This window comes from Pseudomonas saliphila, assembly GCF_008638345.1.
Classification (GTDB): domain Bacteria; phylum Pseudomonadota; class Gammaproteobacteria; order Pseudomonadales; family Pseudomonadaceae; genus Halopseudomonas; species Halopseudomonas saliphila.
In genome coordinates, this window is record NZ_VTVA01000009.1 from 26,695 (window position 1) to 51,207 (window position 24,513).

A 24,513-nucleotide genomic window follows, 5' to 3' on the forward strand; every position below is an offset into this window, starting at 1 on the left:
TAAAATGCATCACCTTAGAGCCTGTCCATCCGCCTGGCTACTTCGGCGGCCAGAGCGAGGCTCGAGGTCAGGCCAGGCGACTCGATGCCGAACAGGTTGATCAGCCCGCTGACACCGTGCAGCCGCTCGTCCTGCAGAGTGAAATCGCGCGCCACTTCGCCCGGCCCGCTGAGCTTGGCACGAATGCCCGCATAACCGGGCACCAGACGCTCTGGCTCACACTGCGGCCAATAACGGCGAATGGCTTTGGCAAAGTGGGGCGCCAGAGACGCGTCGACCTGATAATTCAGATCGTCCTGATACAGCACATCCGGCCCAAAGCGCAGCTGACCGCCCATATCCAGCGTAGCGTGTACGCCAAGCCCTGCGGTGTTGGCTTCGGGCATAGGATAAACCAAATGCCGGAAGGGTGAAGGCCCGCTATAGGCGAAGTAGCTGCCCTTGCAGTAATGCATGGGCGGAATAGCCGAGCGGGGATACCCGCTGACGTTGGCCGCCAACTGCTGCGCAAACAGCCCACCGCAATTGATCAGCCAGGCAGTGCTCAGCTCGAAGGATTCGCCTGCGCTGTGACCTGTGACGCGCAAGCCGTCCGCGGTCGGTTCGACAGCTTCGATACGCGCGTTGCAGACCAGCGTTCCGCCATGGGACTGCAGCGCCGCTTCGTATGACTGCATCAGCGCATGACTATCGATGATCCCGGTCAGCGGTGAGAACAGCCCGGCCACGGCGTTGACCTCCGGCTCCAGCGCATGCACCTGCTCGGCATCCAGCCACTGCAGCTCCACACCATTGGCGGTAGCGTTATCATGCAGCGCCTGTAGCGCCGCCATCTCCCCATGTTCGACGGCCACCAGCAGCTTGCCAATACGCCTGTGCGGTACGTTGTGGCGTTCGCTCCATGCATACAGCAGGTCGCGCCCCTGTTTGCATAGCGCCGCCTTGAGCGAGCCCGGCGGATAATAAATGCCCGCGTGGATGACTTCACTGTTGCGGCTTGAGGCGTGCTGCCCCGGCCAGCTTTCCTGTTCCAGCACTATTACAGAGCGGCCCGCTGCGGCCAGATGCTGCGCTATTGCCAGACCGACTACGCCGGCCCCCGCTACCACTACGTCAAAATCATTCATTGCTGTTCCCTTGCTGGAATTACCCTGTTCCACATTCCTGACCCCTGATGTAGCCCGCGCCCCACGCTGTACGTATAATGCTCGGCCTTGATCGTATTACTGGAGAACTGCCATGGCTGAGCGCAAGGCAAGCGTCGAGCGCGACACGCTGGAAACGCAAATCAAAGTCGACATCAATCTGGACGGTACCGGCCAGGCAGACTTCGATATCGGCGTTCCCTTCCTTGAGCACATGCTGGACCAAATAGCCCGGCATGGCCTGATCGACATGAAGATACACTGTCGCGGCGATCTGCATATTGACGACCACCACACCGTGGAAGACGTCGGCATCACCCTGGGCAAGGCTTTCGCCAAAGCCCTTGGCGACAAGAAAGGCGTTCGTCGTTACGGGCATGCCTATGTTCCGCTCGATGAAGCACTGTCGCGCGTGGTGATCGACTTCTCCGGACGCCCCGGCCTGCAGATGCATGTGCCCTTCACCCGTGCAACTGTCGGTGGCTTCGACGTCGATCTGTTCCAGGAGTTCTTTCAGGGCTTCGTAAATCACGCATTAGTGACGCTGCACATCGACACGCTGCGCGGCACCAATACGCATCACCAGATCGAAACCGTGTTCAAGGCCTTTGGTCGTGCGCTGCGCATGGCCATCGAAGAGGACCCGCGTATGGCCGGCATGATGCCCTCCACCAAAGGCTGCCTGTAATCCATGGCGAATACTCACGTAGCAGTTATCGACTACGGGATGGGCAATCTGCACTCGGTCGCCAAGGCGCTCGAGCATGTAGGCGCGCGCCATGTCGAACTGACCAGCGATCCTCAGATCATCCTTGCCGCCGACCGGGTGGTATTGCCCGGCGTCGGCGCGATCCGCGACTGCGTCAGCGAGCTGCGCCAGCTTGGGCTGGATGAAGTGGTGCGTCAGGTCGCGACGCAAAAGCCGCTGCTGGGCGTGTGCGTGGGCATGCAGATGCTGCTTGAGCACAGCGAAGAAAATGGCGGCGTGGACGGCCTTGGGCTGTTTCCCGGCAAGGTCAAATTCTTCGGCAATGAGTTGCAGGAAGAGGATGGCACGCGGCTGAAGGTTCCGCATATGGGCTGGAACCAGGTCAAGCAGACGCTTGATCACCCACTGTGGCACCGCATCGAGCAGGACGCGCGCTTCTACTTCGTGCACAGCTATTACGGTGTGCCGACCCGGCAGACGCAACTGGCCGGCCGTTGCCACTACGGCGTTGATATAGCCGCGGCGCTGGCCCAGGACAATGTCTTTGCTACCCAGTTTCACCCCGAGAAAAGCCACACCAACGGACTGCAATTGCTGCAGAACTTCCTGGCCTGGGATGGACGCTGGTAATCCCGAACATACCGCTTGAGGCAGCAGGCGAGAAAACCGACTCGGTACCTCGCCTGCCAGCCTTGAGCCTTTTGTCTACCGCGATGCCGCACACCAAGGAACATATTCCATGTTGATCATTCCCGCTATCGACCTCAAGGACGGCGCGTGCGTACGTTTGCGCCAGGGCCTTATGGATGACGCCACCGTATTTTCCGATGACCCGGTAGCCATGGCTGCCAAATGGGTGGAGGCCGGCTGTCGCCGCCTGCATCTGGTCGATTTGAACGGTGCCTTTGAAGGCAAGCCAGTCAACGGCGAGGTGGTCACCGCTATCGCGCGCCGTTACCCGAATCTGCCAATCCAGATTGGTGGTGGCATCCGCTCGCTAGAGACCATCGAGTATTACGTTCGCGCGGGCGTCAACTACGTGATCATTGGCACCAAGGCGGTCAAGCAGCCGGAGTTTGTCGGCGAAGCCTGCCGCGCCTTCCCCGGCAAGGTGATTGTCGGGCTGGACGCCAAGGACGGCTTTGTCGCCACCGACGGCTGGGCAGAAGTCAGCAGCATCCAGGCCATCGATCTGGCCAAGCGCTTTGAAGCCGACGGCGTATCGGCGATCGTCTATACCGATATTGCCAAGGACGGAATGATGCAGGGCTGCAACGTTGAAGCCACTGCGGCGTTGGCCAATGCGACCTCCATACCGGTGATCGCCTCCGGCGGTATCCACAATCTGGGCGACATCCAGAGCCTGCTGAATGCCGGCGCACCGGGCATCGTCGGCGCCATTACCGGGCGCGCGATCTACGAAGGCACGCTCAACGTCGCCGAAGCCCAGGCGCTCTGCGACGACGCGCAAGGCTAATCGCCGGCAGCCGGCTTTGTTTTAAGTGAGGATCGGAAGATGGCACTGGCAAAAAGAATTATTCCCTGCCTGGACGTGGAAAATGGCCGGGTAGTCAAGGGCGTGAAGTTCGAGAACATCCGTGACGCCGGCGACCCGGTGGAAATCGCCCGGCGCTATAACGAACAGGGTGCGGATGAGATTACCTTTCTGGACATTACCGCCAGCCACCAGGAACGCGACACCACGCTACATACCGTCGAACGCATGGCCAGCGAAGTCTTCATTCCGCTGACCGTGGGCGGCGGCGTGCGTACCGTCAGCGATATCCGCAACCTGTTGAATGCCGGCGCAGACAAGGTCTCGATCAATACCGCCGCAGTGTTCAATCCGGAATTTGTGGGTGAGGCGGCTGATCGCTTCGGCAGCCAGTGTATCGTTGTCGCCATCGATGCCAAGCGCGTCTCAGCTGACGGCGAGACGCCACGCTGGGAAATCTTCACCCATGGCGGCCGCAAACCCACCGGACTGGACGCCGTCGAGTGGGCGCGCAAGATGCAAACACTCGGCGCCGGCGAGATCCTGCTGACCAGCATGGATCAGGACGGCATGAAGAGCGGCTTCGACCTCGGCGTCACCCGCGCCATCAGCGATGCGCTGCATATCCCGGTTATTGCCTCTGGCGGCGTGGGCAACCTCCAGCATCTTGCTGATGGCGTGCTGGAAGGCGGCGCCGATGCGGTGCTGGCGGCGAGTATTTTTCACTTTGGGGAATACACCGTCGCGGAAGCCAAGGCGTATATGGCTGAGCGTGGGATTGAGATGCGGTTGTAGAACCAACCCCGGGGCGCCCTTCGGCCGCTAATCGCGGCGACGGTTCGGCGCCCCGATCGCCCCTCCCACAGGATTAACCGTCGTAAACGATTGATCTTTTGCTTGGGTCGGGCAGTGGTTAGCTACAAGGCCATCTTCTCGGCTCGGGTGCGCACAACTGTAGTGCCTGACAACAAAATTAATTTGTGGGAGGGGCGACTCGCCGCGATCGGCGGCCGAAGGACGCCTTGTTTTGGGTTCACACCGTCACACCCACTCAGCGCTTACCCTGCCCCACCAACTCTCCAATTGCCACCACCTGCACCCCTTCCCGCTGCTCCAACCCCGGCAACACCTGCTCCAAAAACGCCAGCGTCTGCTCATGCGGATGTCCGATCAGTACCGCCACGCCATTCGTTCGCGCCTCTACCAGCGCCCGATCAAAAGCACTCTGCAAGGCCTGAGGCGTCAGCTCGTTATCCAGAAAAACGTTCCGCGATACATGCGCAACGCCGTGCTCCTGGGCGGCAACGGCGGCCTGGGTCTGCGCTGACGTCCGGCTGTCTACAAAGAACAAGTCGCGCCCGCGCAGCTCCTCCATCAGCCAGTTCATCTGTGGTCGCAGCGTCGTTAGCAGACTGCCCATATGATTATTCACACCGACAATTGGTCCGAAATCATCCAGATTGCCTCGCAAAGTGGCGCTGAAGGTCTCGCGATCCATGTCAGCAAAGAGCGCACCCGGCCCTGGCGACAGGTTGGCGCCGTTCTGCATGGGCAAGTGCAATATCGCAATACGCCCGGCTGCGTTGGCTTCCTTCGCCAGTCGGGCCGCCACGGCGGTGTGCGGCAGGATCGCCAGCGTGACGGGAGCTGGCATATCAATAACCCGCCGACCACGCGAATAGTTATGCCCAAGATCGTCAATGATGATGCCCAGCGTCGGCCTATCACTCGCCTCAGCTGATTCGCTTGCTAGCGCTGGCTTATGCTCGGCTTGCCCCCAACCCCCATGCTCGATACGCATCCACTCAACGCGCAGACGGTCGGCATCCGGAGTCGCCGGCCGGACAGCAGGCGGCGCATCGGCTGATTCACTGACAGGGTCGGGGCTTTCATCATTAACGGCGGTTTCAGGCGCAGGGTCGCTGCAGGCTGCGAGCATCAATGCCAGCAGCCCCAACGCAATGCGTTTCATTGTTTGGCGCGGGTGATATTCAGACCTTTGAGCAGGTTGAGCGCCTGGCTAAGCTGATAGTCGGCTTCTTCCGGATTATCGCCCTGGGTAACGGGCGTTCGGATGGTCGGCCGCTCGTCGCCGTTTTCATTACTCAGATGGCCTTCCAGGTCAGCCTCACGGTAACCGGCTTCCTGCTCATCGCGTATCAGACGTCCGCGCTCGACGCGGATATCCGGAACGATGCCCTGGGCCTGAATCGATCGCCCATTTGGTGTGTAGTACAGCGCCGTCGTGAGTTTGAGCGCGCGGTCATTATTCAGCGGCAGCACCGTTTGCACCGAGCCCTTGCCGAAACTGTCTGTTCCCATGATCACAGCGCGGGAATGGTCCTGCAGCGCGCCGGCGACGATCTCTGAAGCCGAGGCGGAGCCGCCGTTGATCAGGACCACCACGGGCACGTCTTTGCTTGGATTGTTACTGGTCGCGTTGAACCGCATATCGGAGTTACTCAAGCGCCCCTTGGTGTAGACGATCAGGCCCTTATCCAGGAAGCTGTCGGCCACTTCCACGGCGCTTTGCAGCACACCGCCGGGGTTGTTACGCAGATCCAGCACCAGCCCCTTGAACTCGTCGTTCTTGGTCAGAGTGTTGAGGGTGCGGCGTACTTCGTCACCGGTATTGTTCTGGAACTGGGTGATGCGCAGGTAGGTGTAGCCCTTGCCGAGATCTTCGGTGCGCACGCTGGCCACCTTGACCACTGCCCGCTCGAGCTCGACATCAAACGGCCTGCCCTCGCCCCGTACCAGCGTCAGCACCACCTTGGTTCCAGCTTCGCCGCGCATGAGCTCGACGGCTTCCATCAGGCTCATGCCTTTCACCAGCCGGTCATCGATCTTGACGATCAGGTCGCCGGCCTGGATGCCGGCCTTGGCCGCGGGCGTGTCATCGATCGGCGAGATCACCTTGATCATGCCATCTTCCTGACCGACCTCGATGCCGAGACCTCCGAACTCGCCGGTGGTGGTGTCCTGCAAGCCGCGAAAGGCCTCCGGCTCCATATAGGAAGAGTGTGGATCCAGGCCTTCCAGCATGCCCTGTATCGCGTTCTGCAGCAGCGTCGCGTCGTCCACCGGCTCAACATAGGCGGCGCGGATACGCTCGAGCACTTCAGCGAATGTGCGCAGATCGTCGAGGGGCAAGGGTGCAGCTGGCGCCTCGTCCTGGCGCTGGGCATGAGCCGGAACGACAGCCAGAGCAAGGCTCAGGCAGATAGCGGACAAGGTACGCGCAGCGATCATCTAACTCTCCGAACACAGGTTTTATTTGATCTGAGGGACCGCTGGAAAACACCTGCGCCATATCGGCCCGGCTCTTCCGAAACGTCCTTCATTAGCTCGACAGCATACACCAGGCTAACGGGTCCAGCGCACGGCCCTGTTTGCGGATGGAAAAATACAGTGAGGAGCTGGAGAGGCCGCCACTGGTGCCAACGGTGGCAATAGCCTCGCCGGGCTGCACCCAGGTGCCAACGTCGGGCAACAGCGTCTGGTTGTGGCCATACAGGCTGAGATACCCATTACCGTGATCAAGAATCAGCAACAAACCGGAGCCGCGCAACCAGTCGGCAAAGACCACTCGACCACCATGAATAGCATGAACCGTGGTGCCAGCCTTGGCACTGATGACCAGTCCGTCCCACTTCAAGCGCGCGTCATCGCCCCGCTGACTGCCGAACTTGGCCTGAATGGTCCCTTTGACCGGCAAGGGCAACTTGCCCTTGGCATTGGCAAACGGCAGGCTGCCGGCTGGAGTCGGAATGCTGGTGATGGCTTCGTCGAGCTTCTTGATCAGTGCGGCCAGTTCCGCTCGCTCGGACTGACGCTGTTTCAAATGCTGCTCGCTGGTGCGACTTTCGCTTTTCAGACTGGCCAGCAGCTGCGCACGCGTTTCTCGCTGCGCCTCGACGCCCTGCTGCCGCTCCGCCAACTGCTCGCGATGCTCATGCAGCTGCGCCTGTTCACGCACGATCGCCGCGCTGGCCTGCTGGATCTGGGCCAGGGTGTGGTTGTAGGTGGTGATTTCTTCCATGCGCGCGCGACTGACATATTCGTAATAGCGCATCATCCGCGCAACGCGGGAAGGATCATCCTGATTCAATACCAGCTTGAGATAGTCCTGCTGACCGGCCATATAAGCCGAACGGGCCTGCCGGGCAATCTGCTCTTCCTGCTGCTCGAGGGCGGCCTGCAGGGACTCAGCCTGGTCCCGTAGATCATCAATGCGGGACTCGCCTTCTTCTATCTGTTGTTCGAGTGTTTCACTTTCCTTCTGCAGGCGACCAATCTCGGACTCGCTTTGCTTGAGCTCCTGCTCGAGTCCGGACATATCCTGCTTGAGGTCACCCAGCATTTTCTTCAGCCTGGCAATTTCCTGCTCGGTCTGCTTGAGTTCCGCCTTGGCTTCGCGTGAATCCTGCGCGACAGCCGGCGCGGCCAATGCAGCGCCGAATGCCATCAACAATAGCAGCAGGCCGATCCGCATGCCTGACCGCCGGCGCTGGCCGAGTCGCATCGCTGTGGCTCCCTCAGGACGCCAGGCTAGCAATGGAGCGACCTGTCATTTCTGCAGGTTGTTCGAGCCCGAGCAGAGTCAGCATGGTTGGCGCCACGTCGGACAGGATGCCGCCGTCACGCAGGCTGACGTTACGCGGACCTACATAGACGAAGGGTACCGGCTCGCAGGTATGCGCGGTATGTGCCTGTCCGGTGCTGTCATCGGACATCTGTTCAACATTGCCATGATCAGCCGTAATCAGTGCTTCGCCACCGACCTTGGCGAGAGCCTGGGTGATACGGTCGATGCACACATCCAGGCACTCGACCGCCGCTACCGCCGCCTCGAATATGCCGGTATGCCCCACCATGTCACCGTTGGCGTAGTTGACGATGATCACGTCGTAGCGCTGCTGCTCGATGGCTTCGACGATGCGATCGGTTACTTCCGGCGCGCTCATTTCCGGCTGCAGGTCGTAGGTCGCTACCTGGGGCGAGGGAATCAGAATGCGTTCTTCACCTTCGAAGGGCTCTTCGCGCCCACCGGAAAAGAAGAAGGTGACGTGGGCGTACTTCTCGGTCTCGGCGATGCGCAGCTGGGTCTTGCCCTGCTTGGCGAGATACTCGCCCAGCACGTTGTCCAGCGAGAAGGGTGGGAAGGCGCACGGAGCAGGAATGTCTGCCGCGTACTGGGTAAGCATGACGAAACCGCCGAGCTTCAGCTGACGCTGGCGAACAAAACCATCGAAACCGGGTTCGACGAAGGCGCGCGTCAGTTCACGGGCACGGTCAGCACGGAAGTTCATGAAAATCACCGCATCGCCGTCTTCCACCCGCACCGGAGTACCAATGGTGGTGGCCTTGACGAACTCGTCATTCTCGCCGCGCTCGTAGGCGGCTTCGAGCCCTTCGGCCGCGACCACAGCGGAGAAACTTGCCTGCCCTTCGACGACCAGATTGTACGCGGCCTCGACGCGCTCCCAACGGTTGTCACGGTCCATGGCAAAGTAGCGGCCAATCAGGCTCGCGGTTCTGCCCTTGCCCAGTCGACGATAGGTTTCTTCCAGCAGCTCAAGCGACGGTGCCGCGCTCCGGGGCGGCGTATCGCGGCCGTCCAGAAACGCGTGCACATAGATCTGCTCGGCGCCGCGGCGGGCAGCAAGCTCCACCATTGCCACCAGCTGCTGCTCGTGACTGTGCACACCACCCGGTGAGAGCAAGCCCATGACATGCACTGCGCGCTCGGCCTTGACCGCCGCGTCCACAGCCTTGCACAGCTCGGAGTTCTCATAGAAATCGCCGTCCATGATGGACTTGGTGACGCGGGTAAAATCCTGATAAACGACGCGACCGGCGCCCAGGTTCATGTGGCCGACTTCAGAGTTGCCCATCTGACCATCCGGCAAACCGACATCCATGCCCGAGCCCGATACCAGCGTGTGCGGGCAGGTCGACCAGAGTCGATCCCAGACCGGTGTTCTCGCCGCCATGATGGCGTTGGATTCGGGTGATTCGCTATAACCGAAGCCATCGAGAATCATCAGTACCAGAGGTTTTGGGGCAGCTGTCATACGGAGTAGGCTCACAGGTTGTCTTCGTGGAAAGCGTACCCGCCGGCGGCCTCGCAGGACCCGACAGGCGTCTTGGCCACAGTTTACTTGCACCGCACCGGACTGTCATGCGCGGGGGAGGTACTGTGACCCAGACTGGCTGTGTATACTGGCGGACTTTATCGACCCGGAACACGTCCAATGCAGGCTCTTTTGCAGTTCATCCAAAAATTTACCGAGTTTCTCGGCAACCATTATCTGCTCGCCCTCGCGTTTCTGGTGGTAGTGACTTTGCTGATCATCACTGAAGGTCGCAAAGCTGGAAAATCCATCACCACGCAACAGGCGACCAACCTGATTAATCGGGAGAATGCCCAGGTCGTCGATATCCGCCCCAAGAAAGACTATGCGGCTGGCCATATCGTCGATTCGATCAACATTCCCCATGACAGTCTGCCGACGCGTCTGGTAGAACTGGACAAGTACAAGGACAAGCCAATCATCCTGGTTTGCGCCAGCGGTCAACATGCCGGGGCTTACTCCAAACAGCTCAAGGCGGCGGGACACAACAACGTGCACAGGCTTGTCGGGGGCATAAGCGGATGGCGAGCCGACAACCTCCCACTGGTGAAATAACATGCCTGAAGTAACTATCTATAGCAGCAATTACTGTCCATTCTGCATCCGCGCCAAGCAGTTGCTGGACAGCAAGAAAGTCGAGTACAAGGAAATCGTGGTTGACGGTCAGCCAGCGGTCCGCGCCGAGATGTCCCGCCTCGCTGGCGGGCGCACCTCGGTGCCGCAGATCTGGATCAACAAAACCTATGTGGGCGGTTGCGACCAACTGCTTGCACTGGAACGCTCCGGCAAGCTGGATTCCTTGCTGAGCAAATAGCTCCAGCAACCTATACCAGTCATCACAACATTAAAAAACAACATACTTAAGGACCGAATATGGCCGACGATAACCAGAACAAACCCGCTGCCAACGGCGCAGACGACCAACCTGCCGTGCAGTTCAGCCTGCAGCGCATTTACGTCAAGGATCTCTCCTTTGAGTCGCCTAAGTCACCGGCGGTTTTCCAGACTCAGTGGAGCCCCAAGGTCAATCTGGACCTGAACACCCGGCACACCGCGCTTCAGGAAGGCATTCATGAAGTGGTGCTGAGCCTGTCTGCTACCGTGACCAACGGTGAAGACGAAGTCACCTTCATTGCTGAAGTCCAGCAGGCCGGCATCTTCGCCATCACTGGCCTGGACGAAGCAGCGATGCGTCATACCCTCGGCGCCTTCTGCCCGAACATTCTGTTCCCCTATGCCCGCGAAGCGATCGATAGCCTGGTTGGCCGTGGCAGCTTCCCTCCCTTGATGTTGTCGCCAGTCAACTTCGACGCACTCTATGCGCAGAATGAACAGCGTCGTCAGCAGGAAGCCGCCGGTACTGCCTGAACTGGGACCTGGGCACTTATCGCGCACCGCGCAGGTGGGTTACCGCCCACCTCACTCACGGCCGCGATAAACCGCACCAGGGCCGCTCTGCGACCGCTAGGCGCTGTCGCAGTGTGCAGCCAGCACGTGCTTCGCTTGTCAGCCCCCATACCTTGTTCTAAGGTAGGCCACCGCCCGATGCTCTGATGGATTCAAGCATGACCCAACCTGCCTCACGCCCGCTTTATCTGCTGTCTTTCATTCTCTGTCTCGTATTGCTAGCGGTTGCCTTGTACATGGAGCACGTCATGGGGCTTGAGCCCTGTCCGCTGTGCATCGTGCAACGCGTGGTATTCATCGTCCTCGGTCTGATCAGTCTTGCCGCGATGCTGCATAATCCAACGCCCGCCGCATCGCTCAAACGGCCCATCGCCTCGCGTGTATACGGCCTGCTGATCACCCTGACTGGCGCCTTTGGTGTGGCTATCGCGGGCCGCCAGGTCTGGCTACAGCACCAGCCGGCCGATCAATTGCCGTCCTGTCTGCCGAGCCTCGACTACATGATGGATGTGCTGCCCTTTCAGGAAATGCTCCGCCTGGTATTCAGCGGCACCGCCGATTGCGCAGCGGTCACCTGGACGTTCCTCGGTTTGAGCATCGCTGAATATACGCTGATCGCCTTCATCGGCTACGTGGTGTTCGGTCTGCTGCAACTGCTGCGCCAAAATGATTAGCCTCGCAAGCCTGCACACTTTTCTTGACACGCGCGCGCAGCGGCAGAACATACCGACGGATCTCTGGCAGCTTCACCTCTTGATGACGGAGACCGGAGTGGCCTATTCTGTTGGCACAACACGAAACAAGCACTCCGGATCTCGGTCGCCGGTATGACGATCGCTCACTGAAGAGGTGTAAAATGCTGGACAGCTGCACTACAGCCCAGGAACGTTGGGGCGGTGTTAATCAAATGGTCGATCGCTGGCTGGCCGAGCGCAAGCAGGTTGTTCTGGAATTCACTGCCCTGCGTAACCGAGATCCGGCAACTGCTCAGCCGGAGCAGGCACTTGGCTCCTTCTGCACCATTCTGATCGATTATGTCTGTGCTGGTCATTTCGAGATCTATGAGCAGCTGACCCGCGAGGCCGAGGAGTTGCAGGATGTCCGCAGTCTGGATCTCGCTGGCCAGGTGTATCCACGCATTGAGACCACTACCCAGGCCGCGCTGACATTCAATGACCAATATGGCGACACCAGCGATTTCGACGAAGAAACTATGCAGAAGGAACTCAAAGTGCTGGGCGGCTTGCTGCATGAACGTTTCGAATTAGAGGATTGCCTCATCGAAGTGTTGCATAACTGCCATCAGGATCTGCTCAGCACCCCTGAAAAATCGGAGTAATTGTGACAGCCACTTCCCCAGGCAAGAAATCTTCACGGGTGCCAACTCCCCTGCACCTGCTACAGACGCTGACCCGCACGTTGAATGAACAACTGGCCGAGGCATGCGAACAAGCTGAACAGGATGCCGTCAAGGCACTGGAGAAGCTCGACCGCCAGAAAGCCAAGCTCGATGAAAAGCTGAGCGAAGCGCGGGGAAAACTGGCCGCACGCCAGAGCGGTGAAGAGCACAAGTCGGTCAGCAAGGCTCAGGCCCGGGTGGATGAGCTGGAGGCGGCGCTGGTCGAGCTAAGCGACGCACGAAACTCAGCGGATGCCTACGTCAAACAGCTGCGCCTTGATATCCGCCAGACATTGCGCCTGGCCAAGGGCTTTGAGCGGATTGACGGCCAGGTCAGCCAGGCGATTGATAAGCGTGACAATCCCGACCAGGCTCCAGCGCCCCGGCCACGCAGCGGGCCGCGCAGAAGTCGCGCCAAAAGTGCCAACCAGAAGCCAACTACCACCGCCAAAACCGCCTGAGCAACGGGCTGGCGACGCTACCTTCGCGTCGCCAGCGCCGCCAGCCGATCAAGCCGCTCACGCAACCCTGCGCTGGAATCGATGCTCTGCGCATCGCAACAGGCTGCCAGCTGCTCTTCAACCGAATTGTCCAGCCTGATATCCATCGCAATCCCGCGATCATGCCTTTCCAGCCGCTCAAGCTGTAGCCGCTCAGCTTCCAGCTCGCAGCCCTTCACGTTCTGATACAACTCGGCCGAATCTTCTCGTCCCTTCAGAAAGCGCCGCGCACTGCGCAGCGGCGTAACCACTTGCGCCTGCCAGGTCCAATGCCAGTCGGTAACAGCCTCCCAGCGTGCGAAGCAAGCCGCCTCGCGCCGCTGTCCCAGCCAGCAGGCATAGAGCAGTAACAGCACATCGCAGCCATAGTTATCCTGCAGATCGAGCAGCAATCGCTCGACGCCGGGCTGCTCATAGAGTGTTTCTGCGAACCGGCGTAACCCGGCGCCTGATTGAGTCGGTACTGATTCGTTCACGTTCGCCCCCTGCTGGCAGCTCACAGGCCGCCAGTGCGCTGATATACTCCCGCGCATGATCAAAATTGAATCCCTGACTCTTCAGCGTGGCGCCTTGCGCCTGCTGGAAAACGCCGACCTGACCCTCCACCCGGGTCAAAAGGCTGGTTTGCTCGGCACCAACGGCGCCGGCAAATCCAGCCTCTTTGCTTTGCTCCAGGGCGAACTCACGCCCGATGGCGGCAGTTGCACCATACCTGCCGATTGGCGCATTGCCCATATGCGCCAGGAAATAGACAACCTGGATCGCTTGGCGGTGGATTATGTGCTTGATGGCGATCAGCGCCTGCGCCAGATCCAACAGCGGCTGCGTCGCGCCGAAGACGAGCATGACAACCATGCCCTTGGCACGCTGTACGCCGAACTCGAATCGCATAATGGCTTCAGCGCCGACGCCCGCGCCCGCGTGTTGCTCGCCGGCCTGGGCTTTACCACCGAACAGTGCGAATCGCGAGTGGGTGATTTCTCCGGTGGCTGGCGGATGCGACTCAACCTGGCGCAGGCGCTGATGTGCCCGTCGGATTTGTTGTTGCTGGATGAGCCAACCAACCACCTGGATCTTGATGCCATCCTCTGGCTGGAAGACTGGCTCAAGGCCTATCAGGGCACCCTGCTGCTGATTTCCCACGACCGCGATTTTCTCGATGCGGTGGTTGAATATATCGTTCATGTCGAAGCCAAGCAGCTGACGCTGTACCGCGGCGGCTACACCCAGTTTGAGCGGACCCGCGCTGAGCGCCTGACCCAGCAGCAAGCCGCATTCGAAAAGCAGCAGGCGCAACGTGAGCACATGCAGAAGTACATTGCGCGCTTCCGCGCCCAGGCGACCAAGGCCAAGCAGGCTCAGAGCCGACTGAAGGCCCTGGAGCGTATGGAAACGCTGAGCCCGGCCCACCTTGACTCACCCTTCTCCTTCAGCTTCCGCGAGGCCGACAAGCACCCTAGCCCGCTGATCGACATGCATGAAGGTGTGCTGGGTTACGGCGAGCAGGCGATTCTGCGTCAGGTGAAATTGCAGTTGGTGCCCGGGGCTCGTATCGGTGTGCTGGGGCCCAACGGAGCCGGCAAATCCACCTTGATCAAAACCCTCGCTGGGAGCCTGAAGTTGATGGGTGGCGAGATGAAAGCCAGCGAGCATCTGGCGATCGGCTATTTTGCCCAGCACCAACTGGACAGTCTGGATCCCAAAGCCAGCCCCTTGCTGCACCTGGCGCGTATTGCCCCCCAGGAACGCGAGCAGTCGCTGCGCAATTTTCTTGGCGGGTTCGACTTCCATGGCGCGCGGGTGGAAGAGCCTGTCCTGAACTTTTCCGGCGGTGAGAAGGCCCGCCTGGCGCTCGCACTGATCGCCTGGGAGAAGCCCAATCTGCTGCTGCTCGACGAGCCGACCAACCATCTGGATATGGAAATGCGTCATGCGCTGACGGTCGCTCTGCAGGCCTTCGAGGGGGCCATGTTGCTGGTGTCCCACGATCGCGCATTGATCCGCGATACCACCGACGAACTCTGGCTGGTTGCCGACGGTAAACTGGAGACCTACGAAGAGGACCTGGATACCTATACCCGCTGGTTGGCGCGGTTCCGCCAGCAACAGGCGGACGAACTTCGCGCGGCCAACGCGCCAGCAAATGCTGAAACCGAAGGGGAACGGATTGATGCCAAGACCCAGCGACGCCTCGCAGCAGAGGAACGCAAGCGTCTGGCGCCCTTGAGAAAAAGCGTGGAAAAGCTCGAGAAACAAATGAGCGAAGCGCAGGCCGAGCTGCTCCGCATCGAGGCCGAGCTGGCGGACAGCGACATCTATTCCGCAGCCATGAAAGATCAGCTCAAGGCATTACTGAGCAGACAGGCCGCTTGCCGGCAGCAGATCAATCAACTGGAAGAGCAATGGCTGGAAGCAAGCGAAGAACTCGAGAGCCATTCCGTCTGAGCTGCTCAACTGACAGGAAATCAAAATGACGCTGTGGATTGATGCCGATGCCTGCCCGCGCCCGGTTCGCGATATCGTGGTGAAAGCTGCCCGTCGCCGGCAAATCGAACTGGTGCTGGTCGCGAACAGCGCACAACAACTCCCCCCTGGGCCAGGTGTTCGGCAGGTGATAGTCCCTAGCGGGCCGGATGTTGCCGACCAGTACATCATTGATCACTCGCGACCCGGCGATCTGGTTGTCACCGCCGACATTCCGCTGGCGGCCGGTCTGGTTGAGCGCAAGGTGACCGCGATCAACCCGCGAGGCGAGATCTATGATGAGTCGAGCGTTGGCGAACGGCTGGCCGTTCGCAATCTGATGGATGAGCTGCGCGGCGCCGGCCTGGCCGGTCGCAGCGGCCCTGCCCCCTACAACGATCGAGACAAGCAAGCCTTCGCCAACGCGCTGGATCGCCTACTCTCCAGGCTCTGATTGTTCGATGTCGCACAGGCAGGACACCGTATCCTGCCGCGTGATATCGACCTGCCGGCCAGCCAGCAACGCGCGGATCACCGGCTCGACAAAACTGCTGTCCTCACTGCAGCTGGCGCCATCGCTATAGGGCCCGACATAAGCGAGACGCCCGTCGGCTCCCCAGATTGCTACAGCAGGCGCACCCGGCCAGGCAGACCAGGCTGTCGGCATTGGCCAGTAAGGCAACTGACGCAACGCCTGGGGCAAGGCATCCAGACCCCGCTGTCCTGAACGCGCAAAGAGCACCCCCTGCTGTGCAAAGCGCTCGGTCATCTCGTTTACGTAAGCCTGATGTCCGCCATTACAGGGACAGCCAGCTTGCCAGACATGCAGCACCTGTACCGCGGCAGCCTCAAACGGCGGCGCCACCGAGACACCATCGAACAACGCCGGACGCTCAAAAGGCTTTATATAGCGGCTCTCGTACCATGTCAGCGCCCACACCAGCCCCGCCACCCAGCACGCCAGCAATAACACCACCCAAACATTACGATGAACTTTATGCATGCTCCGAGTATCTCAAAAGGCCAGCACTGGAAGTTGATGCCAGGCTCCACCTCACCCGCTTGAGCGAGGCACGGGGAGCACCGGCACAAATCACTACCTCCAGGCCAGATTAACTGCCGACTTGACCACAGTTCCAAATGGAACCGATCCAGCGCGCAATGGTCTGCTGGTATGGTTGTAACTCCAAACAGATCCTAATTTGGATATCCGAAGTAGCACCCGGCCACCTCCGCCGGACAAGGACGATAGTCTCACATGCCCGCAGAACTTGACCTCATCACGCTAGGCGTAACCCTGTCTCTGGTTACGCTATGCATGACGCTGCTATTGTCGATAGCGGCGTGGCACGCGGGTCCCGATAAAGGGCTGCGCCACTGGGCCGTGGGCAATTTCGCGTTGATGCTTGGTCTGCTGCTCAGCGCTAATCTCGACGTCGTCAATGATAGCCTCTCGGTGATCATTGCCAATGCTCTGATGGCGCTTGGCATTGGTATTTCCTGGCTCGGAATTCGCGCATTCAAGGGTTTGAGTCAGCCGCAAGCTGGCCCCATTGGCGCGGCCGTCTCGATGATCGTGCTGATGTCGATCTTCAGCTTTCAACAGGAAAGCTACGCTGCGCGCCTTGCCGTCTCGTCGATCATTCTCGCCGGCATGAGCATGCTCTGCGCCTGGGAGCTACTGGTTCCCGCGGAGCGCCCTCTTCGCACCGCCTACTGGTTCACCGGGGGTGTTGCCCTGTTCTGCGCTGTCGGCCTCACCCTGCGCGCCCTGTCCAGCTTGAAGCTGGGCATTGACGGAAATGCAGTCCGCACGCCAATGCAAACCGTTACCCTGCTTGGCGCCATGGTCGCGCAGATAGGACTGGTTAGCGGTTTCATTCTCATGACGCACTATCGCACTACGATGGCGCTGCACACCCTGTCTCAACGCGATGCGCTGACGGACACCCTGAACCGTCGCAGCCTGCAGGAGCAGGCGTCCCGTGTATTGCAGGTGGCCAACGAGCAATCCTATCCTGTCACCCTGCTGATGCTGGACGCAGATCACTTCAAGCGTATCAACGATGAGTTCGGCCACCAGACCGGGGATGCCGTGCTCTGCCATATGGTTGCGCGTATCCGCCAGCAAATGCGCTCGAACGACTTGCTCGGCCGTTTCGGTGGAGAAGAATTCATTCTGATATTGCCCGGGCTGGATACTGAGAGCGCGCGACAGGTAGCAGAGCGCATCCGCCTCGGCCTGTGCCGCGAGCCCTGGCAGTCGGCGAGCACCCCGGTCAAGCTGAGCGCAAGCCTGGGCGTCGCTTGCACGGACCAGCAAGGCTTCACCTTTGATACTCTGGTTGCCGCCGCCGATGCTGCCTTGTACCGGGCAAAGGCGCTCGGCCGGAACCGTGTCGAACTGGCCCCTGAGCCAGCCGAAAATCTACAAGACCAAATGGCATTACGCTTACTGTCGCAATTCCGTCATAATCTGGACGTATAAATGTAACCAGATGGGCGCTTTGTTTGCGCCACGGGAGTCTACGTGAGTTTTGCCAATACCAGTCGTCAGTATCCACTCAGCCGTCCTCGTCGCCTGCGCCGCGATGATTTTTCGCGCCGCCTGGTACGTGAAAATCAGCTGAGCGCTGATGATCTGATCTACCCGGTCTTTGTTCTTGAAGGCACTCAGCAGCGTGAGCCCGTCGCCTCCATGCCCGGAATCGAGCGACTGTCCATCGATCTGTTGTTGGAAGAAGCCGCTGAAATTGTTGAATTGGGAATCCCCGCCATTGCACTGTTCCCAGTCACCCCGGTTGAGTCCAAATCGCTGGATGCGGCCGAAGCCTGGAATCCCCAAGGCCTCGCGCAGCGTGCGACGCGCGCGCTCAAAGAGCGCTTTCCGCAGCTGGGCATTATCACCGATGTAGCCCTGGACCCCTTTACCACCCATGGTCAGGACGGAATCATCGATGCCAACGGCTATGTACAGAACGACATCACCATCGAGGCACTGGTAAAGCAGACGCTGTCGCATGCTGAAGCCGGTGCCGACATCGTCGCACCTTCGGACATGATGGATGGCCGCGTCGGCGCCATGCGCCAGGCACTCGAATCGGCCGGCTATGTGCACACCCGGATCCTTGCCTATTCTGCAAAATACGCCAGTGCCTACTATGGCCCCTTCCGCGATGCGGTGGGCTCTGCAGGCAACCTCGGCAAGAGCGACAAGGCTACTTACCAGATGGATCCGGCCAACAGCAACGAGGCCCTTCAGGAGGTTGCTCAGGATATGGCCGAAGGCGCGGACATGGTAATGATCAAGCCGGGCATGCCCTACCTGGACATCATTCGTCGGGTGAAGGACACCTTCGGCGCGCCTACCTTCGTGTATCAAGTGAGCGGCGAATACGCCATGCATCAGGCCGCCATCGCCAACGGCTGGCTCAGCGAAGCCGTGATTCTTGAGTCACTGATTGGCTTCAAGCGCGCCGGTGCCGACGCCATCCTGACCTATTACGCCAAAACCGCAGCACGCCAGTTACGCGAGCGCAACTAACGAGGAAATAATGCAGCAGCCCAACAGCGTACGCGAAGACGACCCGATTGCCGCGTCCGATCATACCCCGCAGGACAGTCTCATCATCGCTGAAACCGAGAGCAGCGAGACGCGACTGATGCCTGTCGTGCAGCCGGCGGTGCCGACACCCTTCGCCGCTGACATCAACGCGCCGGAGCTGTTTATCCATCGCGAGTTGTCGCAACTGCAGTTCAATATCCGCGTGCTGGAACAGGCGCTGGATGAGTCCTATCCGTTGCTGGAACGGCTGAAATTTCTGCTGATCTTCTCCGGAAATATGGATGAATTTTTTGAGATTCGCGTGGCGGGGCTGAAGAAGCAGATTACTTTCGCCCGTGAACAGACGGGTCCCGATGGCCTGCAGCCGCAGCAGGTATTGAGCCGAATCAGCGAGCTGGCCCACGAGCAGGTCAGCCGTCAGTATTCGATCCTCAACGACGTGCTACTACCTCAGCTTGCTGCTGAGGGCATCCGCTTCGTGCGCAGGCATCAATGGACCCACAAGCAGACCATGTGGGTGCGCCGTTATTTTCGTCAGGAAGTAGCACCTATCATCAGTCCCATCGGGCTGGATCCCACGCACCCCTTCCCGCTGCTGGTGAACAAGAGCCTCAATTTCATCTGCCAGCTAGAGGGTACCGACGCCTTCGGCCGCGATTCGGGCCTGGCGATCATCCCGGCCCCGCGCTCCCTGCCCCGGCTGATTCGTTTGCCGCAGGAGCTATCCAGTGGCGAAGACGACTTCGTGTTCCTCTCCTCGGTGATTCACGCACACGCCGACGACCTGTTCCCCGGCATGAAGGTGCTCGGGTGTTATCAGTTTCGTTTGACGCGTAACGCGGATCTGATTGTTGATCCCGACGAGGTGGATGACCTGGCGCGCGCTTTACGGGGCGAGCTGTTATCGCGTCGCTACGGTGATGCGGTGCGCCTGGAAGTCGCCAGCAATTGTCCGAAACCGCTGACCGACTTCCTGCTCAAGCAATTTGGTCTGAGCGATCAGGAGCTATACCAGGTCCAGGGGCCGGTAAACCTCACGCGACTCTTTTCGGTCACGGCGCTCGAGAACCACCCGGAATTGCAGTTTCCGCCGTTCAGCTCTGCTCTGCCGAAGGTTCTGTCTAACTCGGACAACCTGTTCCAGGCGATCAGCAAGCAGGACATCCTGCTGCTGCATCCCTATGAGTCCTTCAGTCCGGTGACGGATCTGTTGCGCCAGGCTGCCCAGGATCCGAACGTTCTGGCGATCAAACAGACCCTGTACCGCACCGGGGCCAACTCGGAGATCGTCAACGCCCTGGTCGAGGCAGCGCGCAACGGCAAGGAGGTCACGGTGGTGATTGAATTGCGCGCGCGCTTTGACGAGGAATCCAACCTGCAGCTGGCAAGCCGCTTACAACAGGCCGGCGCGGTGGTGATTTATGGTGTGGTCGGCTACAAGACGCACGCCAAGATGATGCTCATCCTGCGCCGCGAAGATCGCATCCTGCGCCGCTATGCGCACATGGGAACGGGTAACTATCATGCGGGTAACGCCCGCCTTTATACCGATTACAGCATTCTGACGTCGGATCTGGCGATGACCGAGGATGTGCACAAGCTGTTCAACCAGCTGATCGGCATGGGCAAGATGCTGCGCATGAAAAAACTGCTGCAGGCGCCCTTCACCCTCAAGAAGCGTCTGCTGGAGCTGATCAACCGCGAAACGCTGGCGGCACAGGCTGGCAAACCTGCGCATGTCATTGCCAAGGTCAATTCGCTGACCGATGCCAAGATCATCAAGGCGATGTACAAGGCGTCGCAGTCCGGCGTGAAGATCGACCTGATCGTGCGCGGCATGTGTTGCCTGCGCCCCGGCATTCCCGGGGTGTCGCATAACATCACGGTGCGCTCGATCATCGGGCGCTTCCTTGAACACAGCCGCGTGTATTACTTCCTCAATGGAGGGGTCGAACAGGTGTGGTTGTCCAGCGCGGATCTGATGGAGCGCAACCTGGATCACCGTGTGGAGACCTGCTTCCCGCTCGAGGGCAAGAAACTCATCTCCCGGGCCAAGCAGGAACTGCAGGTATTTCTAACCGATAACACCCAGAGCTGGATTCTGCAGCCGGACGGCACCTATGTGCGCAGCACCCCAACCGGTAACCAGATCCCGCGCAGTGCACAGAGCGCACTGCTGGAGAAATTGAGCAATTCGCCTCAGCGCACCGTCAGCGTGTAGCCGACCTTGGCCCAGAACTGCGCTTCCTGATCGAAGTCAGCCTGGGTCAACGGATTGCGATCCAGCCAGCCAGACGGAAATTCGAGCACCAGAAAATCATCCCCTGCCTCAGCCTTGAGCGCGGGCATTTCCTGATAACCGCGGATATGGTGATAAAGAATCGCCAGTCGCAGCAGCATGCACAGCCGCAGCATCAGCACGCTTTCCTCACCAAACTCGCTGAGCCGTTCCTTGCCCGGCAAGCCACGCTTCTGCGCGCGGATAAGCAGAGCCAGAGCATGCTGCTCCTGCCGAGAGAATCCAGCCAGATCAGAGTGCGCCAACAGGTAGGCGCCGTGCTTGTGATATTGGTTGTGCGCGATGCCCTTGCCCACCTCGTGCAGCCGCGCCGCCCAACCCAGCAAATCGGCATGCTTGCCGTCTTCGAAGCCCCAGGCTTCAGCCACCTTACCGTGCAGACTCAATGACTTGCGCTCGACACGGCAGGCCTGACCAGGGTCCACATGGTAACGCTCTGCCAGCGCGCCAAGCGTGCGTTCGCGGACGTCTTCATGGCGGTGCCGACCCAGCAGGTCATAGAGCACCCCTTCGCGCAACGCACCTTCGGAGTGTCCCATGCGGTCAACATCCAGCGCGTCGAAGATCGCCTCGAGAATGGCTACGCCAGCGGGCAGAATAGGACGACGATCTGTCTTCAGTCCCGGCAGTGACAGCTTGTCGACCGAGCCAACCTTGATCAGTCTGCGCTTGAGGCGCTGCAACCCTTCACGGGTGACTTCGCCTTGCCCCTGGCCGGCGGCCTCCAGACATTGGCCGATGGAGCGGATGGTGCCCGAGGCGCCAACTGCTTCGCGCCACCCCAGGCGTTGAATACTTTGCTCGATCTGCATCAAATCGAGGCGTGCCAGCGTATAGGCGCGCGAATAGTTACTGGCGGATATATTGCCATCGGCGAAAAATTTGCGGGTGTAACTGACACAACCAATCGGCAAGCTTTCACGCAGTAGCGGCTCGAAACGTTCACCTACTATGAACTCAGTACTGCCGCCCCCAATGTCCACTACCAGGCGTTTGCCTTCATCATCCGACAGGGTATGCGCAACGCCGAGGTAGATCAGCCGCGCCTCTTCACGTCCGGAGATCACATCAACCTGATGTCCGAGCAGCTGCTGCACCTGATAGATGAATTGGCTGCGGTTGCGCGCGTCACGTAGCGCACTGGTGCCAACTATTCTCACGGCGCCAACCGGCAGACCATTGATCATCTGGGCGAAGCGTCGAACGCAATCGAGCCCCCGCTGCATGGAGTCTTCGTCGAGTTCGCGTTCCTCGCTCAGCCCCGCAGCCAGCTGGACTTTCTCGCCCAGGCGTTCGAGGATTCGCATCTCGCCGTGTTCAACCCGGGCCAGTGCCATGTGGAAACTGTTCGAGCCCAAATCAATCGCGGCCACCAGCGGAAAATCGGACCTTTGCTTGTTCGCCATGCGGCACCTCGGATTGTCGTCTGCGAATTCTAGCATCCCAAGCCTCGCTTATGCCCGGCCAGCGATCGTGTCACGCGATGAATACCACCGGCTTTTGCTATGCTGCGCGGTGGTGCTATCATGTCTGCCATTCCTGCCTGCTTACTACAAAACTCCCTGGAGAGACTCATGAGTGATTCGATCGTGCATGTCACCGATAGCAGCTTCGAGACTGAAGTGCTGAAGGCAGATAGCCCTGTATTGGTTGACTACTGGGCTGAATGGTGTGGCCCATGCAAGATGATCGCCCCGGTCCTGGACGAAATCGCCAAGGACTATGCTGGGAAACTGAAGATCTGCAAGCTGAACATCGACGAGAATACGGACACTCCGCCCAAGTATGGCGTGCGCGGCATTCCTACTCTGATGCTGTTCAAGGATGGCAATGTAGAAGCGACCAAGGTCGGCGCCCTGTCCAAGTCTCAGTTGTCGGCATTTCTTGATAGCAACATCTAATACTTACACTCCCTGGACTTTTCGTTCGGGGAGCGTTTTTTCTCGGCGTTTTCTCTAGACGCAACCGCATTGCAGTGCTAGATTTGCATTCCAACTCCCTGTCGCCCCCCGCGGCAATGGCTTCCCTACTTCAGCCAAATCCATCGCCCCATCCTCACGTGGCGGCCTATTACTAACCGTCCTGCCGAAAGAATCATACTCATCGAACCTATGAACCTGACCGAACTCAAACAAAGACCAATTACCGAACTGTTAGAAACTGCAGACCAGATGGGCCTTGAAAACATGGGCCGATCGCGGAAGCAGGATGTGATTTTTGCCATCCTGAAGAAGCACGCCAAAGGTGGAGAAGATATCCACGGCGACGGTGTTCTGGAAATTCTGCAAGACGGTTTTGGCTTCCTTCGATCGGCTGACTCTTCTTATCTCGCCGGCCCGGACGATATATATGTTTCCCCCAGCCAGATTCGCCGCTTCAACCTGAGAACAGGTGATTCGATCGCTGGCAAAATTCGCCCCCCCAAGGATGGTGAACGGTATTTCGCGCTGCTCAAGGTTGATTCGATCAACTTCGATCGGCCGGAAAATACCAAGAACAAGATCCTGTTTGAAAACCTCACGCCGCTTTTCCCTGATGACCGATTGAAGATGGAAGCCGGTAACGGTTCCACTGAAGATCTTATGGCGCGGATCATTGATCTGTGTGCGCCTATCGGCAAGGGTCAGCGGGGCCTGTTGGTAGCGCCACCGAAGGCCGGTAAGACGTTGATGTTGCAGAACATCGCCTCCAACATCGCGCGGAATAATCCTGAGTGTCATTTGATTGTTCTGCTGATTGACGAGCGTCCGGAAGAAGTGACCGAGATGCAGCGCACCGTGCGCGGCGAAGTGGTTGCCTCCACCTTCGACGAGCCACCCAGCCGTCACGTGCAGGTCGCCGAGATGGTGATCGAGAAGGCCAAGCGCCTGGTCGAGCACAAGAAGGATGTCATCATTCTGCTTGACTCCATCACCCGTCTGGCGCGCGCCTATAACACCGTGATTCCGAGCTCCGGCAAGGTCCTCACTGGTGGTGTCGATGCCCATGCCCTCGAAAAGCCCAAGCGTTTCTTCGGTGCTGCGCGCAACATCGAGGAAGGCGGCAGCCTGACCATCATCGCCACGGCACTGGTGGATACCGGCTCGAAGATGGACGAAGTGATCTACGAGGAATTCAAGGGCACCGGTAATATGGAGATCCACCTGGATCGCAAGATTGCCGAGAAGCGTGTATTCCCTGCCATCAATATCAACCGTTCCGGTACCCGTCGCGAAGAGCTCCTCACCAGTGAGGACGAACTGCAGCGGATGTGGATTCTGCGCAAGATTCTTCACTCCATGGACGAAATCGCTGCAATCGAGTTCCTGCTGGATCGTCTGAAGGACACCAAGACCAACGACGAATTCTTCCAGTCGATGAAGCGCAGCAAGAACTAAGCTGCCGTACTGCTTCA

General features: G+C 59.4%; 25 protein-coding genes. 17 read left to right on the forward strand and 8 right to left on the reverse strand.

Annotation, left to right across the window (positions count from 1 at the left end; all coding sequences use genetic code 11):
* Positions 1-14: 14 nt before the first annotated feature.
* On the reverse strand, positions 15-1,127 hold the full coding sequence (locus tag FHK95_RS11345) for an NAD(P)/FAD-dependent oxidoreductase (protein ID WP_150304742.1): 1,113 nt from the start codon (positions 1,125-1,127) through the stop codon (positions 15-17).
* A gap of 112 nt (positions 1,128-1,239) precedes the next feature.
* On the opposite strand from FHK95_RS11345, the gene hisB reads away from it, so the two are divergent.
* The 4 genes from hisB (at position 1,240) to hisF (ending at position 4,144) form a co-directional block, all read left to right on the forward strand.
* Positions 1,240-1,833, forward strand: coding sequence for an imidazoleglycerol-phosphate dehydratase HisB (gene hisB, locus FHK95_RS11350; protein WP_150304743.1), 594 nt, complete (start codon positions 1,240-1,242; stop codon positions 1,831-1,833).
* A gap of 3 nt (positions 1,834-1,836) precedes the next feature.
* Positions 1,837-2,484 carry an imidazole glycerol phosphate synthase subunit HisH gene (hisH, locus tag FHK95_RS11355; protein ID WP_150304744.1) on the forward strand — a complete coding sequence of 216 codons (648 nt, stop codon included), beginning with the start codon at positions 1,837-1,839 and terminating at the stop codon, positions 2,482-2,484.
* Positions 2,485-2,593: 109 nt separating this feature from the next.
* On the forward strand, positions 2,594-3,331 hold the full coding sequence (gene hisA, locus FHK95_RS11360; RefSeq protein WP_150304745.1) for a 1-(5-phosphoribosyl)-5-[(5-phosphoribosylamino)methylideneamino]imidazole-4-carboxamide isomerase: 738 nt from the start codon (positions 2,594-2,596) through the stop codon (positions 3,329-3,331).
* Between the two features lie 39 nt (positions 3,332-3,370).
* The gene (gene hisF, locus FHK95_RS11365; RefSeq protein WP_150304746.1) at positions 3,371-4,144 is read left to right on the forward strand and encodes an imidazole glycerol phosphate synthase subunit HisF; all 774 of its coding nucleotides are present in this window, start codon (positions 3,371-3,373) and stop codon (positions 4,142-4,144) included.
* 256 nt (positions 4,145-4,400) lie between these two features.
* On the opposite strand, the gene FHK95_RS11370 is transcribed toward hisF, so the two are convergent.
* The 4 genes from FHK95_RS11370 to gpmI all read right to left on the reverse strand — a co-directional run bounded on the left by FHK95_RS11370 (position 4,401) and on the right by gpmI (position 9,426).
* Positions 4,401-5,321 carry a divergent polysaccharide deacetylase family protein gene (locus FHK95_RS11370; protein WP_150304747.1) on the reverse strand — a complete coding sequence of 307 codons (921 nt, stop codon included), beginning with the start codon at positions 5,319-5,321 and terminating at the stop codon, positions 4,401-4,403.
* Positions 5,318-6,601: a S41 family peptidase gene (locus tag FHK95_RS11375; protein ID WP_150304748.1), complete on the reverse strand. Its 1,284-nt coding sequence runs from the start codon at positions 6,599-6,601 to the stop codon at positions 5,318-5,320. Before FHK95_RS11375 ends, FHK95_RS11370 begins: the two co-directional genes overlap by 4 nt.
* Before the next feature lie 91 nt (positions 6,602-6,692).
* Complete coding sequence (locus FHK95_RS11380) at positions 6,693-7,874, reverse strand: murein hydrolase activator EnvC family protein (protein ID WP_150304749.1); 1,182 nt, start codon at positions 7,872-7,874, stop codon at positions 6,693-6,695.
* Positions 7,875-7,887: 13 nt separating this feature from the next.
* A complete protein-coding gene (gene gpmI / locus FHK95_RS11385) occupies positions 7,888-9,426 on the reverse strand; it encodes a 2,3-bisphosphoglycerate-independent phosphoglycerate mutase (RefSeq protein ID WP_150304750.1) in 1,539 nt (512 codons plus the stop codon).
* A 180-nt stretch (positions 9,427-9,606) separates the two neighbouring features.
* On the opposite strand from gpmI, the gene FHK95_RS11390 reads away from it, so the two are divergent.
* The 6 genes from FHK95_RS11390 (at position 9,607) to FHK95_RS11415 (ending at position 12,753) form a co-directional block, all read left to right on the forward strand.
* Positions 9,607-10,041: a rhodanese-like domain-containing protein gene (locus FHK95_RS11390; RefSeq protein ID WP_150304751.1), complete on the forward strand. Its 435-nt coding sequence runs from the start codon at positions 9,607-9,609 to the stop codon at positions 10,039-10,041.
* 1 nt (position 10,042) lies between these two features.
* Positions 10,043-10,300: a glutaredoxin 3 gene (gene grxC, locus FHK95_RS11395; RefSeq protein ID WP_150304752.1), complete on the forward strand. Its 258-nt coding sequence runs from the start codon at positions 10,043-10,045 to the stop codon at positions 10,298-10,300.
* A 59-nt stretch (positions 10,301-10,359) separates the two neighbouring features.
* On the forward strand, positions 10,360-10,854 hold the full coding sequence (secB, locus tag FHK95_RS11400; RefSeq protein WP_150304753.1) for a protein-export chaperone SecB: 495 nt from the start codon (positions 10,360-10,362) through the stop codon (positions 10,852-10,854).
* Between the two features lie 197 nt (positions 10,855-11,051).
* On the forward strand, positions 11,052-11,567 hold the full coding sequence (locus tag FHK95_RS11405; protein ID WP_150304754.1) for a disulfide bond formation protein B: 516 nt from the start codon (positions 11,052-11,054) through the stop codon (positions 11,565-11,567).
* Positions 11,568-11,749: 182 nt separating this feature from the next.
* On the forward strand, positions 11,750-12,232 hold the full coding sequence (gene rsd, locus FHK95_RS11410) for a sigma D regulator (RefSeq protein ID WP_150304755.1): 483 nt from the start codon (positions 11,750-11,752) through the stop codon (positions 12,230-12,232).
* A gap of 2 nt (positions 12,233-12,234) precedes the next feature.
* Positions 12,235-12,753 (forward strand): AlgP family protein, encoded by a 519-nt coding sequence (locus tag FHK95_RS11415; protein ID WP_150304756.1) that lies wholly within the window; start codon positions 12,235-12,237, stop codon positions 12,751-12,753.
* Positions 12,754-12,770: 17 nt separating this feature from the next.
* Here FHK95_RS11415 and FHK95_RS11420 read toward each other — a convergent pair whose 3' ends face one another.
* Positions 12,771-13,268, reverse strand: a complete 498-nt coding sequence (locus FHK95_RS11420; protein ID WP_178114766.1) for a TIGR02444 family protein — start codon at positions 13,266-13,268, stop codon at positions 12,771-12,773.
* Positions 13,269-13,323: 55 nt separating this feature from the next.
* Here FHK95_RS11420 and FHK95_RS11425 point away from each other — a divergent pair, with 55 nt between their 5' ends.
* Complete coding sequence (locus FHK95_RS11425; protein WP_150304758.1) at positions 13,324-15,237, forward strand: ATP-binding cassette domain-containing protein; 1,914 nt, start codon at positions 13,324-13,326, stop codon at positions 15,235-15,237.
* 25 nt (positions 15,238-15,262) lie between these two features.
* Positions 15,263-15,709 carry a YaiI/YqxD family protein gene (locus FHK95_RS11430; RefSeq protein ID WP_150304759.1) on the forward strand — a complete coding sequence of 149 codons (447 nt, stop codon included), beginning with the start codon at positions 15,263-15,265 and terminating at the stop codon, positions 15,707-15,709.
* Here FHK95_RS11430 and FHK95_RS11435 read toward each other — a convergent pair.
* Positions 15,692-16,258, reverse strand: coding sequence for a DUF6436 domain-containing protein (locus tag FHK95_RS11435; RefSeq protein WP_150304760.1), 567 nt, complete (start codon positions 16,256-16,258; stop codon positions 15,692-15,694). The two genes, FHK95_RS11430 and FHK95_RS11435, sit on opposite strands and share 18 nt — an antisense overlap.
* 255 nt (positions 16,259-16,513) lie before the next feature.
* Here FHK95_RS11435 and FHK95_RS11440 point away from each other — a divergent pair, with 255 nt between their 5' ends.
* From FHK95_RS11440 to ppk1, 3 genes are read left to right on the forward strand one after another with little or no spacing between them, the layout of a single operon-like run.
* On the forward strand, positions 16,514-17,743 hold the full coding sequence (locus FHK95_RS11440) for a GGDEF domain-containing protein (protein ID WP_150304761.1): 1,230 nt from the start codon (positions 16,514-16,516) through the stop codon (positions 17,741-17,743).
* 42 nt (positions 17,744-17,785) lie between these two features.
* The gene (gene hemB / locus FHK95_RS11445; RefSeq protein WP_150304762.1) at positions 17,786-18,799 is read left to right on the forward strand and encodes a porphobilinogen synthase; all 1,014 of its coding nucleotides are present in this window, start codon (positions 17,786-17,788) and stop codon (positions 18,797-18,799) included.
* A 10-nt stretch (positions 18,800-18,809) separates the two neighbouring features.
* Positions 18,810-21,041 (forward strand): polyphosphate kinase 1, encoded by a 2,232-nt coding sequence (ppk1, locus tag FHK95_RS11450; RefSeq protein WP_328592943.1) that lies wholly within the window; start codon positions 18,810-18,812, stop codon positions 21,039-21,041.
* Here the strand turns inward: ppk1 and ppx are convergent.
* Positions 21,020-22,525 (reverse strand): exopolyphosphatase, encoded by a 1,506-nt coding sequence (gene ppx, locus FHK95_RS11455; RefSeq protein WP_150304763.1) that lies wholly within the window; start codon positions 22,523-22,525, stop codon positions 21,020-21,022. The genes ppk1 and ppx overlap by 22 nt on opposite strands.
* 168 nt (positions 22,526-22,693) lie before the next feature.
* On the opposite strand from ppx, the gene trxA reads away from it, so the two are divergent.
* Together trxA and rho are read left to right on the forward strand one after the other, a co-directional pair.
* Entirely contained in the window at positions 22,694-23,020 is a 327-nt protein-coding gene (gene trxA, locus FHK95_RS11460) for a thioredoxin TrxA (protein WP_150304764.1), read from the forward strand.
* 210 nt (positions 23,021-23,230) lie between these two features.
* Positions 23,231-24,496, forward strand: a complete 1,266-nt coding sequence (gene rho, locus FHK95_RS11465) for a transcription termination factor Rho (protein WP_150304765.1) — start codon at positions 23,231-23,233, stop codon at positions 24,494-24,496.
* Positions 24,497-24,513: the final 17 nt, after the last annotated feature.